The 13,089-nt window shown below is 66.4% G+C and carries 10 protein-coding genes; 9 read left to right on the top strand and 1 reads right to left on the bottom strand.

Annotated elements, in window-relative coordinates:
* Positions 1-1,128, bottom strand: coding sequence for a GlxA family transcriptional regulator (locus LGN10_RS00715; protein ID WP_226221204.1), 1,128 nt, complete (start codon positions 1,126-1,128; stop codon positions 1-3).
* Positions 1,129-1,483: 355 nt separating this feature from the next.
* Here LGN10_RS00715 and LGN10_RS00710 point away from each other — a divergent pair, with 355 nt between their 5' ends.
* The 9 genes from LGN10_RS00710 (at position 1,484) to LGN10_RS00670 (ending at position 13,013) form a co-directional block, all read left to right on the top strand.
* Positions 1,484-2,758 (top strand): serine hydroxymethyltransferase, encoded by a 1,275-nt coding sequence (locus LGN10_RS00710; RefSeq protein WP_059642373.1) that lies wholly within the window; start codon positions 1,484-1,486, stop codon positions 2,756-2,758.
* Positions 2,759-2,796: 38 nt separating this feature from the next.
* Positions 2,797-3,768: a dipeptidase gene (locus LGN10_RS00705; protein ID WP_034186088.1), complete on the top strand. Its 972-nt coding sequence runs from the start codon at positions 2,797-2,799 to the stop codon at positions 3,766-3,768.
* A gap of 138 nt (positions 3,769-3,906) precedes the next feature.
* Positions 3,907-4,440, top strand: coding sequence for a DUF5943 domain-containing protein (locus LGN10_RS00700; RefSeq protein ID WP_226221203.1), 534 nt, complete (start codon positions 3,907-3,909; stop codon positions 4,438-4,440).
* A gap of 68 nt (positions 4,441-4,508) precedes the next feature.
* On the top strand, positions 4,509-6,572 hold the full coding sequence (locus LGN10_RS00695) for an NADH:flavin oxidoreductase (RefSeq protein ID WP_226221202.1): 2,064 nt from the start codon (positions 4,509-4,511) through the stop codon (positions 6,570-6,572).
* A gap of 3 nt (positions 6,573-6,575) precedes the next feature.
* Positions 6,576-8,501 (top strand): (Fe-S)-binding protein, encoded by a 1,926-nt coding sequence (locus LGN10_RS00690; protein ID WP_226221201.1) that lies wholly within the window; start codon positions 6,576-6,578, stop codon positions 8,499-8,501.
* A 4-nt stretch (positions 8,502-8,505) separates the two neighbouring features.
* Positions 8,506-9,675, top strand: a complete 1,170-nt coding sequence (locus LGN10_RS00685) for an electron transfer flavoprotein subunit alpha/FixB family protein (protein ID WP_226221200.1) — start codon at positions 8,506-8,508, stop codon at positions 9,673-9,675.
* Entirely contained in the window at positions 9,672-10,457 is a 786-nt protein-coding gene (locus tag LGN10_RS00680; protein WP_059583197.1) for an electron transfer flavoprotein subunit beta/FixA family protein, read from the top strand. The genes LGN10_RS00685 and LGN10_RS00680 overlap by 4 nt, the downstream gene beginning before the upstream one ends.
* A 52-nt stretch (positions 10,458-10,509) precedes the next feature.
* The gene (locus tag LGN10_RS00675; protein ID WP_226221198.1) at positions 10,510-11,751 is read left to right on the top strand and encodes an aromatic ring-hydroxylating oxygenase subunit alpha; all 1,242 of its coding nucleotides are present in this window, start codon (positions 10,510-10,512) and stop codon (positions 11,749-11,751) included.
* Positions 11,752-11,864: 113 nt separating this feature from the next.
* Positions 11,865-13,013, top strand: coding sequence for a hybrid-cluster NAD(P)-dependent oxidoreductase (locus LGN10_RS00670; protein ID WP_059583194.1), 1,149 nt, complete (start codon positions 11,865-11,867; stop codon positions 13,011-13,013).
* Positions 13,014-13,089: the final 76 nt, after the last annotated feature.

Genomic DNA, 13,089 nt, shown 5'->3' with positions numbered 1-13,089 from the left:
TCACGCAGGAGCGTGAAGCGGGCCCGCGTGCGACGCCAGCCGCGGCGAGCTTGCCGACTGCCCCTGCGCGAGCGGCGCCACCTGCTTGCGGCGCTCACGCGTCGGCGCGACGCCGAACGCGTCACGGTAGCTCTTGCTGAAGTGGCATGCCGACTGGAAGCCGCACGCCATCGTGATGTGCATGATCGACATGTCGGTCTGCAGCAGCAACTCGCGCGCCCGGCGCAGCCGCAGCGTCAGGTAGTAGTGCGTCGGCGTCATCCCGAGGTGCTCGCGGAAGAGGCGCTGCAACTGCCGCTGCGACATGTTCGCGAGCCGCGCGAGCTCCTCGCGCGACAGCGGCTCCTCGATGTTGTTCTCCATCAGCGAGATCACTTCGAACAGCGACTTGTTCGCCGAGCCCAGGCGCGCGACGAGCGGCATGCGCTGTTGTGCGCTCGTATCGCGCACGTGTTCGACGATGAACTGCTCGGCGATCTGCGTGACGCGCGCGGTGCCCACGCGCGCGGCAATCAGGTTCAGCATCATGTCGAGCGGCGCGACGCCGCCCGTGCACGTGATGCGGTCGCGGTCGATCACGAACAGTTCCTTCAGGAAGCGCGTGTCCGGAAACTCTTCCTTCAGCGCCGACATGTTCTCCCAGTGGATCGCGCACGCGTAGCCCGCGAGCAGCCCCGATTTCGCGAGCGCATAGGTGCCCGTGCACAGGCTGCCGAGCGGGATGCCGGAGCGCGCGAAGCGGCGCAGTGCCGACAGATGGGCGGGCGTGGTCGCGCGCTGCACGTCGACGCCGCCGCACACGAACACGATGTCGGGTTGTCCCACGCACTCGGCCGGGCCCGTGTCGACCGTCAGGCCGTTGCTCGCCGTGACCGGGCCGCCGTCCGGGCTGATCACCGACCAGCGATAGAGCGGCTGGCCGCTCAGGTAGTTCGCCATCCGAAGCACCTCGATCGCATTGGTGAACGCGATCATCGTGAAGTTCGGTAAAGGCATGAACGCGAAGTGGGACAGCGACGCTGTGCGGTCGGGCGACATGGGGAGCGTTCCTTGAATCTCTAATAGCTTTTGGCCCGGGGCACGAATCGGGCTGCGGTATTGTGTGAGCGAGTGCAACAAGCGTGCCATACGGCTAAACCCTAGCTCCATACGTTGTCTGGGCATCGGCGCGTTGCTGCACTGCACCGTATCCGGGAGACGGCGCACTCGAACGTGCGGCAAACGCACTGCCGGTGTGCGTGTCCATAGGTGAACGTCCAATACCGTTTCGAGCGGCCGTACCGAAAAGCACGACCGGTCACTTGTATAAAACGGACGCGCATGGCGGAAAAGGCAAAGAACGCGTCTAAATTCATCAATCCGCCGAAAATCCGAACGACAAGAATAGAGCCGTCGGCAGCCTTGCACTGGACGAGCGGCAAACCCAGGCACGGCGGGCCCTGAGCTTCGGTTGCAGCCCTTTATTCTTCGTCACGGACGCACTATGTCGAACACCCAGCCTTTCTTCTCGCAGCCCCTTGCCGAGCGCGACGCGCCGGTGCGCAGCGCCATCCTGAAGGAACTCGAGCGTCAGCAGTCGCAGGTCGAGCTGATCGCGTCGGAAAACATCGTGTCGCGCGCCGTGCTCGAGGCGCAGGGCTCGGTACTGACCAACAAGTACGCGGAAGGCTATCCCGGCAAGCGCTACTACGGCGGCTGCGAATTCGCCGATGAGGTCGAGGCGCTCGCGATCGATCGCGTGAAGCAGATCTTCAACGCCGGCTACGCGAACGTGCAGCCGCACTCGGGCGCGCAGGCGAACGGCTCGGTGATGCTCGCGCTGGCCAAGCCGGGCGACACGGTGCTCGGCATGTCGCTGGATGCCGGCGGCCACCTGACGCACGGCGCGAAGCCGGCACTGTCGGGCAAGTGGTTCAACGCGGTCCAGTACGGCGTGAACCGCGACACGCTGCGCATCGACTACGATCAGGTCGAGGCGCTCGCCCACGAGCACAAGCCGAACCTCATCATCGCCGGCTTCTCGGCGTACCCGCGCGCGCTCGACTTCGCACGCTTTCGCGCGATCGCCGACAGCGTCGGCGCGAAGCTGATGGTCGACATGGCGCACATCGCGGGCGTGATCGCCGCGGGTCGCCACGCGAACCCGGTCGAGCACGCGCACGTCGTCACGTCGACCACGCACAAGACGCTGCGCGGCCCGCGCGGCGGCTTCGTGCTGACCAACGACGAGGAGATCGCGAAGAAGATCAACTCGGCCGTGTTCCCCGGCCTGCAGGGCGGCCCGCTGATGCACGTAATCGCCGGCAAGGCCGTCGCGTTCGGCGAAGTGCTGCATGCGGATTTCAAGACCTACATCGACAACGTGCTCGCGAACGCGCAGGCGCTCGGCGAAGTGCTGAAGGCCGGCGGCGTCGATCTCGTCACGGGCGGCACCGACAACCATCTGCTGCTGGTGGACCTGCGCCCGAAGGGCCTGAAGGGTGCGCCGGTCGAGCAGGCGCTGGAACGCGCGGGCATCACCTGCAACAAGAACGGCATCCCGTTCGACACCGAGAAGCCGACCGTCACGTCGGGCATTCGCCTCGGCACGCCGGCCGGCACGACGCGCGGTTTCGGCGTCGCGGAGTTCCGCGAGATCGGCCGCCTGATCCTCGAAGTGTTCGACGCGCTGCGGGCGAACCCCGAGGGCGACCCGGCAACCGAGCAGCGCGTGCGCCGCGAGATCTTCGCGCTCTGCGAGCGCTTCCCGATCTACTGATCGACCCCACAAGAACAGTCACACGAGCGAGAGCAGATATGAGCACGCTGCATCAGGACAGCATCATCATCGACGGACTGAACATCTCGAAGTTCGAGAAGCCGGTGTTCGAGGACATGCGCAAGGGTGGTATCACGGCCGCGAACTGCACGGTGTCGGTGTGGGAGAACTTCACCAAGACCGTCGACAACATCGGCGTGATGAAGAAGAAGATCCGCGACAACGGCGAGCTGCTGACGCTCGTGCGCACGACGGACGACATCTTCCGCGCGAAGAAGGAAGGCAAGACCGGGATCATCCTCGGCTTCCAGAACGCGCATGCGTTCGAGGACAACCTCGGCTACATCGAGGCGTTCGCCGACATGGGCGTGCGCGTCGTGCAGCTTTGCTACAACACGCAGAACCTCGTCGGCACCGGCTGCTACGAGCGCGACGGCGGGCTGTCGGATTTCGGCCGCGAAGTGATCACCGAGATGAACCGCGTCGGCATCATGGTCGACCTGTCGCATGTGGGCGGCAACACGTCGTCGGAAGCGATCGCGTTCTCGAAGAAGCCGGTGTGCTACTCGCACTGCCTGCCGTCGGGCCTGAAGGAGCATCCGCGCAACAAGAGCGACGCGCAACTGAAGGAGATCGCCGATGCGGGCGGCTTCGTCGGCGTGACGATGTTCGCGCCGTTCCTGAAGCGCGGCATCGAAGCGAACATCGACGACTACATCGAGGCGATCGACTACGTCGTGAACCTGATCGGCGAGGACGCGGTCGGCATCGGCACGGACTTCACGCAGGATTTCGCGAAGGAATTCTTCGACATGCTCACGCATGACAAGGGCCGCTATCGCCAGCTGACGAACTTCGGCAAGGTGATCAACCCGGACGGCATCCGCACGATCGGCGAATTCCCGAACCTGACCGCCGCGATGGAACGTCACGGCTGGAAGGAGTCGCGCATCCGCAAGATCATGGGCGAGAACTGGGTACGCGTGTTCAAGGACGTGTGGGGCGCGTAAGCGCCCGCCGAGCCGAACCGCTCCCTTCGTTTCAACATAAAAAAATCGGGACGTGCCAGCGCTTGCCGCGCGGGCACGCGGACGATGTCGCGCCTGCGCGCCGAGCCGCGCGGCCACTTTCCTCACGGAGTCACCACGATGCAACCGCAACTGCCGATCAACGTCGATCCCGATACCGGCGTCTGGACCACCGACGCGCTGCCGATGCTGTACGTGCCGCGCCACTTCTTCACGAACAACCACGTCGCCGTCGAGGAAGCGCTCGGCGTCGAAGCGTATGCCGAGATCCTCTACAAGGCCGGCTACAAGTCGGCTTACCACTGGTGCGACAAGGAAGCCAAGCAGCACGGCATCACCGGCATGGCCGTGTTCGAGCATTACCTGAAGCGCCTGTCGCAACGCGGCTGGGGGCTGTTCTCGATCATCGAGGCAGACCCGGCGAGCGCACGCGCGAAGATCGAGCTGCGCCACTCGTCGTTCGTGCTCCAGCAGCCGGGCAAGGAAGGCAAGCTCTGCTACATGTTCGCGGGCTGGTTCGCGGGCGCGATGGACTGGGTCAACGAAACGACGCCGGAAGGCAAGCATGCGCCGCGCGCGCAATCGAAGGAAGTGCAGTGCGCGGCCGAGCATCACGACCACTGCGTCTTCGAAGTGTCGCCGATCGCGCACTGATGCATTGATTCACTGAAGCAGAACAACACCCGCAACACGAGACATTCGAACGCCAGAGGTCGCCAGCGATGCGTTATCCCCACCTGTTCAAACCCATGCAGCTGAACCAGCTGACGCTGCGCAACCGGATCGTCAGCACCGCGCACGCGGAGGTGTATGCCGAGCCGGGCGGCCTGCCGGGCGACCGCTATATCCGCTACTACGAAGAAAAGGCGAAGGGTGGCGTCGGCCTGGCCATCTGCGGCGGCTCGAGCCCGGTGTCGATCGACAGCCCGCAAGGCTGGTGGAAATCGGTGAACCTGTCGACCGACAAGATCATCGATCCGCTCACGCGCCTGGCCGACACGATGCACAAGCACGGCGCGAAGATCATGATCCAGGCGACGCACATGGGCCGCCGCTCGTCGTTTCACGGCGAGCACTGGCCGCACCTGATGTCGCCGTCGGGCGTGCGCGAACCCGTGCACCGCGGCAACGCGAAGATCATCGAGATCGAGGAAATCCGCCGCATCATCGGCGATTTCGCGGCGGCCGCGAAGCGCGTGAAGGCGGCCGGCATGGACGGCATCGAAATCTCCGCCGCGCACCAGCACCTGATCGACCAGTTCTGGAGCAAGCGTTCGAACCATCGCACCGACGAATGGGGCGGCAGCCTCGAAAACCGCCTGCGCTTCGGTATCGAAGTGCTGACGGCCGTGCGCGAGGCGGTCGGCAAGGATTTCTGCGTCGGCCTGCGCATGTGCGGCGACGAATTCCACGAGGACGGCCTCGATCACGAAGCGCTGAAGGAAATCGCGCAGGCAATGTCCGAGACGGGCCTGATCGACTACCTGAGCGTGGTGGGCTCGGGCGGCGACACGCACAACACGATCGCCAACTGCATGCCGCCGATGGCGCTGCCGCCGGAGCCGTTCGTGCATCTCGCGGCCGGCATCAAGTCGGTCGTGAAGATTCCGGTGATGCACGCGCAGAGCATCCGCGACGCGGGGCAGGCCGAGCGCCTGCTCGCGAACGGGATGATCGACCTGGTCGGCATGACGCGCGCGCAGATCGCCGATCCGCACATGGTGATCAAGATCCGCGACGGCCGCGAGGACGAAATCAAGCAGTGCGTCGGCGCGAACTATTGCATCGACCGCCAGTACAACGGGCTCGACGTGCTGTGCATCCAGAACGCGGCGACGTCGCGCGAAGCGACGATGCCGCACATCATCGAGAAGTCGCGCGGCCCGAAGCGCAAGGTCGTGGTGGTCGGCGCGGGCCCGGCGGGCCTCGAGGCCGCGCGCGTCGCGAAGCTGCGCGGCCACGACGTCGTGCTGTTCGAGAAGAACGCGGAAGTGGGCGGCCAGGTGATGATCGCCGCGAAGGCGCCGCAGCGCGAGCAGATGTCGGGGATCATCCGCTGGTTCGACATGGAAACGAAGCGCCTGGGCGTCGACCGGCGTCTCGGCGTGGCCGCGGACGAGAAGATGATCATGGCCGAGAAGCCGGACATCGTCGTGCTTGCCACCGGCGGTTCGAGCTTCACGTGGCAGGTGCCGGCGTGGGGCGTGGCCGAAGGCCTTGCCGTGAGCTCGTGGGACATCCTGACCGGCAAGGTCGAGCCGAAGCAGAACGTGCTGCTGTTCGACGGCGTGAGCACGCATGCGGGCGCCGGCGTGGCCGACTTCATGGCGAGCCGCGGCTCGAAGGTCGAGGTGGTGACGCCGGACGTGAGGGTCGCCGACGATTGCGGCGGCACGACGTTCCCGATCTTCTATCGCCGCCTGTACGCGTTCGGCGTGATCCCGACGCCGAACACGATGCTCGATCGCGTCTATGAAGAGAACGGCAAGATGATCGCCGTGCTGCGCAACGAGTACACGGAAGAACTGGAAGAGCGCGCGGTCGACCAGGTGGTGATCGAGAACGGCTCGTCGCCGAACGACGAGCTGTACTGGAAGCTCAAGCCGGAATCGGTGAACCGCGGCCAGATCGATCCGCACACGCTGTTCGCGGCCGAGCCGCAGCCGTGCCTGTCGGAAGAACTCGGCAACGGCCGTTTCCTGCTGTTCCGTGTCGGCGACTGCATCTCGATGCACAACGTCCACGGTGCGATCTACGACTCACTGCGTCTCGTGAAGGATTTCTAAAAGATGAATCCGTCCTTCCTCATTACCGCCTTGTTGTGGCTGTCGGTGGCGGGGCTCGCGTTCGCGGTCGCGAAGCGCTCGTCCTACTGGCGTCTGGGCCGCGCCACCGCGCCCGGCGCGTTCGGCGTCGCGAACCTGTTCGCGATCCCGAAGCGTTATTTCGTCGACCTGCACCACGTGGTCGCCCGCGATCCGTACATCGCGAAGACCCACGTCGCGACCGCCGGCGGCGCGATCGGCGCGCTCGCGCTGGTGTTCGTCAACTACGGCCTCGCGATCTACTCGCCGTGGCTCGACAAGCTGATCTTCCTCGCGGCGCTCGCGATGCTGGTCGGCGCGGTGTTCGTGTGGCGTCGCCGCGCGGCGAAGAACGTGCCGGCGCGCCTGTCGCGCGGCCCGTGGAATACGCTGCCCTGGCTGCTCGGTTCGTTCGCGCTCGGCCTCGTGCTGTTCATGCTGGTGCCGACCGGCGCGATGTCGGGTGCGTTCGCGGTGCTCTGCGCGCTGCTGATCGGCATCGGCGCGTTCACGATGACGGTCGGCGCGGCGAAAGGCGGCCCGATGAAGCATGCGATCGCCGGCCTGCTGCACCTCGCGTTTCACCCGCGCCAGGAGCGTTTCGCGGCCACCCGCGAATCGTTCACCGGCAACGGCACGGCCACGCCGCCGACCGCGCTGAAGCTGCCGGACATCGAGCATCAGGAGTACGGCGTCGCGAAGCCGGTCGAATTCCGCTGGAACCAGTTGCTGAGCTTCGACGCATGCGTGCAGTGCGGCAAGTGCGAAGCCGCATGCCCCGCGTTCGCGTCGGGCCAGCCGCTGAACCCGAAGAAGCTGATCCAGGATCTCGTCGTCGGGATGGCCGGCGGCACCGATGCGGCGTACGCGGGCAGCCCGACGCCGGGCCTGCCTGTCGGCCAGCATCGCGGCGAGCCGAACGGCCCGATCGTGTCGGGCCTGATCGAGGAACAGACGCTGTGGTCGTGCACCACCTGCCGCGCGTGCGTGCAGGAATGCCCGATGCTGATCGAACACGTCGACGCGATCGTCGACATGCGCCGCAACCGCACGCTCGTGCACGGCACGGTGCCGGGCAAGGGCCAGGAAGTACTCGCGAACCTGCGCGAGACGGGCACGATGGGCGGCTACGACACGGCCGCGCGCTACGACTGGTCGGTCGACCTGAGCGCACCCGTCGCGCAGCCCGGCAAGCCGGTCGACGTGCTGTTCGTCGCGGGCGAAGGCGCGTTCGACATGCGCTACCAGCGCACGCTGCGTGCGTTCGTGAAGGTGCTGAACAAGGCGGGCGTCGACTATGCGGTGCTCGGCCCGACCGAGACCGACACGGGCGACGTCGCGCGCCGGCTCGGCGACGAAGCGACGTTCCAGCAGATGGCGAAGCGCCTGATCGGCACGCTCGGCACGCTGTCGTACAAGCAGATCGTGACGGCCGACCCGCACGTGATGCACAGCCTGCGCAACGAATACCGTGCGCTCGGGCTGCGCGTGACGGTCAAGCATCACACGACGTATCTGGCCGAACTGGCCGACAGCGGCAAGATCGCGCCGAAGGCGGTCGAGGCGCTGCAGGAGAAGCGCACCACGTATCACGACCCGTGCTACCTCGGCCGCTACAACGGCGAGACGGAAGCACCGCGCAAGCTGCTGAAGACGATCGGCATCCAGGTCGTCGAGATGGAGCGCAACGGCATGCGCGGCCGCTGCTGCGGCGGTGGCGGCGGCGCGCCGCTCACCGACATCCCCGGCAAGCAGCGCATCCCGGACATCCGCATCGCCGACGCACGCACGCTCGGCGCGGACGTGGTCGCGGTTGCGTGCCCGAACTGCACGGCCATGCTCGAAGGCGTCGTGGGCCCGCGCCCCGACGTGCTCGACGTCGCCGAACTCGTCGCCGCCTCGCTGGAGTGAATCGATGAATACGATCAAACGAATCGATCCGCGCCGGCCGTTCATCATCACGGCCGCCGGCCTGAAGCGCATCACGCTCGGCGAGGAAGGCAGCGCCGATGCGAACGCCGCGCAGTGGTCCGCGCACGGTCATGGCGCCGCGGCGGCGAAGCCGCGCCGTGCGCTGCAGGATCCGAAGCACGTGATGCTGGTGGTCGCCCATGCCGAACGCGGCGCGCTCGACGACCATTCGCGGCAGGCGATCGCCGCCGCGGCCGTGCTCGCCGATGCGCAGACCGAAGTCGCGCTGCTCGCGTTCGGCGAACTCAAGGACGACGTGGCCGAACTGGGTGTCGACAAGCTGCTCGAGCTGACCGGCTTCGATCGCCGCGCGTTCGATCCCGAAAGCGAACTGCAAGCATTGCAGGCCTGTGTGGCCGCGCTCGCCCCGAAGCATGTGTTCGTGCCCGACAACGCGACCGGTGACGGCGATCTCGGCCGCCGTTACGCGGCGGCGGCCGGCGCGAGCGTCGCGACCCACGTCGTCGAGATCGACGCGAAGCACGTGGGCGCGTACGCGCAGGCCGGGCGCGCGTTCGCGACCCGTGCGCTGCCCGACGTGATCCTGCTCGCGCAGAACGCGGTGGAGGCGAAGCTGCCGTTCGTCGGCGCCGGCGAACGCGTGGCTGCCGATTTCATCCGCCCGGCGCATGACGCCGCGCAGCCGTACCGCGATCTCGGCCTCGACGAAATCGATGCGGCCCAGGTCGCGCTCGAGGAAGCCGATTTCATCGTGTCGGCCGGCAACGGCGTGTCCGACATCGCTGCGTTCGAGCGGCTGGCCGGCGTGTTCGGCGCGGCGATCGGCGCGAGCCGCGTCGCGGTCGACAACGGCCACTTCACGCGCGACAAGCAGGTCGGTGCGACCGGCAAGACGGTCGAGGCGAGCGTGTACATCGCGTTTGGCATCTCGGGCGCGGTGCAGCATTTGCAGGGGATCAAGGATTGCCGCCACGTGATCGCGGTGAACCTCGACGGCAGCGCGCCGATCGCGAAGCGCGCGAACCTGACGGTGGTCGGCGACGCGCAGGCGACGATCGCCGCGCTGATCGAACAGGTCCAGGCCGCGCGGGCCGCGCGCGGCGAATCGCCGGCCGCGGTCGGTACCCGTGAACCCGAAGGAGTCGCCGCATGAATGCCCCTCGCCCCTTGCAACGCATCGCGGTGCTCGTGTCCGTCGGCCGGCATCCGGTCAGCGGCGTCGCGCGCTACAGCCGCAACGATGCGGCTGCGCTCGAAACCGGCCGCCAGCTCGCGGAAAAACATCGCGCGACGCTCGACGTGATCCACGCGGGCGACCCCGCCAACGCCGCGCTCGCCGAGTATCTGGCGCTCGGCGCGCGGGAGGTCGAAGTGCTGGCCTGCCGAGACGGCGACGATGCCGTGCACGCGCTCGCCGCGCGCATCGAAGGCTACGACCTCGTGCTGACCGGCACGCGCGCCGAGGGCGCGTACGACACCGGGATGCTGCCGTACCGCGTCGCCGCGGCGCTCGGCTATCCGCTCGTCGGCTCGGCCGTCGACGTGACGGTCGATGGCGGTCGCGTGGCAGTCCGGCAATTTTTGCCGAAAGGGCTGCGGCGGCGCGTCGACGCGGCGCTGCCGGCCGTCGTGGCCGTCCATCCGCTCGCCGGTGTCGAGCCGCGCTATGCCTATGCGCGGCTGCGCGCCGGCGCGATCCGGCCGGCGCTCGCGGCGAGCGGCGCGGACGCCGACGCCACCGCGTGGACGGTCGGCCCGGTCGAGCGTAAACCCGTAAAACTGGTCGCCGCCGAGAAGCGCTCCGGGCATGCCCGGATGCTGTCCGCGACGACGACCGAAAGCCGTGGCGGCAACGTCGTAAATGAAGGGAGTTCGGTCGAAAAAGCACAAGTGATCCTTGCGTATTTGCGCGAGCATCAGCTCATCGACTACTGATTTTGATGCCTGTCGGCAAGAACCCAGGGATGCAAGGAATCCGGAGCAAACGATGAAAGTATCGGCAGACATTCGTGCATTGATCGAACGCCGCAAGGCAGGCTACAGCCTCGAAGCGCCGTTCTACACGAGCGAGGACATTTTCGCGCTCGACATGGAGGCGATTTTCCGCCAGCACTGGATCCAGGTGGCGATCGAACCGGACATTCCCGAGCCGGGCGATTACGTGACCGTGCAGTTGGGCAACGATTCGATCCTGATCGTGCGCGACGACGACATGGCGATCCGCGCGTTCCACAACGTGTGCCGTCACCGCGGCGCGCGCCTGTGCAACGAAGATAAAGGCTCGGTCGGCAACATCGTGTGCCCGTACCACAGCTGGACCTACAACCTGACGGGCCAACTGATGTTCGCCGAGCACATGGGCGAGAAGTTCGACCGTTGCAAGCACAGCCTGAAGTCGGTGCACGTCGAGAACCTCGCGGGCCTGATCTTCATCTGCCTCGCCGACGAGCCGCCCATCGATTTCGCGCAGATGCGCGCCGAGATGGAACCGTACCTGCTGCCGCACGATCTGCCGAACACGAAGATCGCCGCGCAGATCGACATCATCGAGGAAGGCAACTGGAAGCTCACGATGGAGAACAACCGCGAGTGCTATCACTGCGTCGCGAACCATCCGGAGCTGACGATCTCGCTGTACGAATACGGCTTCGGCTACCAGCGTTCCGACGCGAACGCCGAAGGCATGGACGCTTTCGCCGAGACCTGCGTGCGCCGCGGCAAGGAGTGGGCGGAGATGGGCCTGCCGTCCGCCGAAATCGAAAAGCTGCTCGACGTGACGGGTTTCCGCACGCAGCGCTTGCCGCTCGACCGCCACGGCGAATCGCAGACGCTCGACGCGAAGGTCGCGTCGAAGAAGCTGCTCGGCGGCTTCGACAAGGCCGACCTCGGCGGGCTGTCGTTCTGGACGCAGCCGAACTCGTGGCACCACTTCATGAGCGATCACATCGTGACGTTCTCGGTGATCCCGCTGTCGGCCGGCAAGACGCTCGTGCGCACGAAGTGGCTCGTGCACAAGGACGCGAAGGAAGGCATCGACTACGACGTGAAGAACCTCACGGCCGTGTGGAACGCGACCAACGACCAGGATCGCGCGCTCGTCGAATTCTCGCAGCGCGGCGCGACCAGCAGTGCGTACGAGCCGGGCCCGTATTCGCCGTACACGGAAGGTCTCGTCGAAAAATTCTCGGCCTGGTACATCGGCCGGCTCGCCGAACAAACCGGCGCGTAGTCGTCAGCGGAACAGCAAGCGGAGCAACTGATGAAACGACCCTCACGTTTACTTCGTTCACTGCCGCCCGCGGGGGCGGTCAGCCTCCTTGGGGCGGCCCTGCGGAGGCTGACATGATGCGAGATGCGGCCAATTTCGAGCCGGCGGACAGCCGGGTGACGCGCCCGGCGTTCTGGAACGCGCTGCCCGAGCGCTGGACGAGCGACGTCGAGGAAACGCTGGTGTGCTGCCACGTACGGCAGGAAACGCACGACGTGAAGAGTTTCTTCTTCCGTTCGCCGCAGGGCCGCACGTTTTCGTTCGAGCCCGGGCAGTTCCTCACGCTCGAGCTCGACATCGACGGCGAAACGATCAACCGCTGCTACACGATCTCGTCGTCGCCGGCGCGGCCGCACACGGTGTCGATCACGGTGAAGCGCGTGCCGGGCGGCAAGGTGTCGAACTGGCTGCACGACAACCTGCAGCCGGGCGCGTCGGTGCGCGTGCTCGGCCCGGCCGGCGAATTCACGTGTGCAAGGCATCCGGCGCGCAAGTACCTGTTCCTGTCGGCAGGCTCGGGCATCACGCCGCTGATGTCGATGAGCCGTGCACACCATGATCTCGCGGAAGATCGCGACATCCTGTTCGTGCACAGCGCACGCACGCCGGACGACATCATCTTCGCGCGCGAGCTCGACCTGATCGCGTCGAACCACACGAATTTCCGCACGTCGTTCGTCGTCGAGCGCGTCGGCGCACGCACCAACTGGCCGGGCGTCACCGGCTTCCTGACGCTGCCGCTGCTGAAGCTGATCGCGCCGGATTTCATGGAACGCGAAATCTTCACGTGCGGCCCCGCACCGTACATGAAGGCGGTGCGCGACCTGCTCGACGAAGCCGGCTTCGATCGCAAGCAGTATCACGAGGAAAGCTTCTCGTTCGAGACGCTCGCGCAGACCGCGAGCGACGAGCTGCTGGCCGATCTCGCGCCGCCGGCCGAAGGCGACGCCGCCGGCACGAAGCAGTACACGGTCAGCTTCGCGAAGAGCAATCGCGAGATTTCGTGCGGCTCGGAGCAGCACGTGCTCGACGCGGCGCGCCAGTCGGGCGTGCGGCTGCCGGCATCGTGCACGCAGGGCATGTGCGGTACGTGCAAGGTGAAGCTCGTGTCGGGGCAGGTCGAGATGAAACACAACGGCGGCATCCGCCAGCGCGAGATCGATCAGGGGATGGTGCTGCTGTGCTGCAGCAAGCCGCTGTCGGATCTCGTGATCGACAAGTAGTCGAAGGCGCCATCGGCTGTCCGGGCGCGTCGCGTCCGGACAAGCATCTGTCGGAAAACAACGATACCGCGGATTT

The sequence above is a fragment of the Burkholderia sp. AU32262 genome, from assembly GCF_020419985.1.
Classification (GTDB): Bacteria; Pseudomonadota; Gammaproteobacteria; order Burkholderiales; family Burkholderiaceae; genus Burkholderia; species Burkholderia semiarida.
The sequence above is the reverse complement of the archived record's forward strand: the minus strand, read 5'-3'. Positions and strand labels throughout refer to the sequence as shown.

Coding starts and splice junctions, on each gene's coding strand:
- LGN10_RS00710 (WP_059642373.1), top strand. CDS start 1,484: ATGTCGAACACCCAGCCTTTCTTCTCGCAGCCCCTTGCCGAGCGCGAC.
- LGN10_RS00675 (WP_226221198.1), top strand. CDS start 10,510: ATGAAAGTATCGGCAGACATTCGTGCATTGATCGAACGCCGCAAGGCA.
- LGN10_RS00705 (WP_034186088.1), top strand. CDS start 2,797: ATGAGCACGCTGCATCAGGACAGCATCATCATCGACGGACTGAACATC.
- LGN10_RS00670 (WP_059583194.1), top strand. CDS start 11,865: ATGATGCGAGATGCGGCCAATTTCGAGCCGGCGGACAGCCGGGTGACG.
- LGN10_RS00715 (WP_226221204.1), bottom strand. CDS start 1,128: ATGGCACGCTTGTTGCACTCGCTCACACAATACCGCAGCCCGATTCGT.
- LGN10_RS00680 (WP_059583197.1), top strand. CDS start 9,672: ATGAATGCCCCTCGCCCCTTGCAACGCATCGCGGTGCTCGTGTCCGTC.
- LGN10_RS00690 (WP_226221201.1), top strand. CDS start 6,576: ATGAATCCGTCCTTCCTCATTACCGCCTTGTTGTGGCTGTCGGTGGCG.
- LGN10_RS00685 (WP_226221200.1), top strand. CDS start 8,506: ATGAATACGATCAAACGAATCGATCCGCGCCGGCCGTTCATCATCACG.
- LGN10_RS00695 (WP_226221202.1), top strand. CDS start 4,509: ATGCGTTATCCCCACCTGTTCAAACCCATGCAGCTGAACCAGCTGACG.
- LGN10_RS00700 (WP_226221203.1), top strand. CDS start 3,907: ATGCAACCGCAACTGCCGATCAACGTCGATCCCGATACCGGCGTCTGG.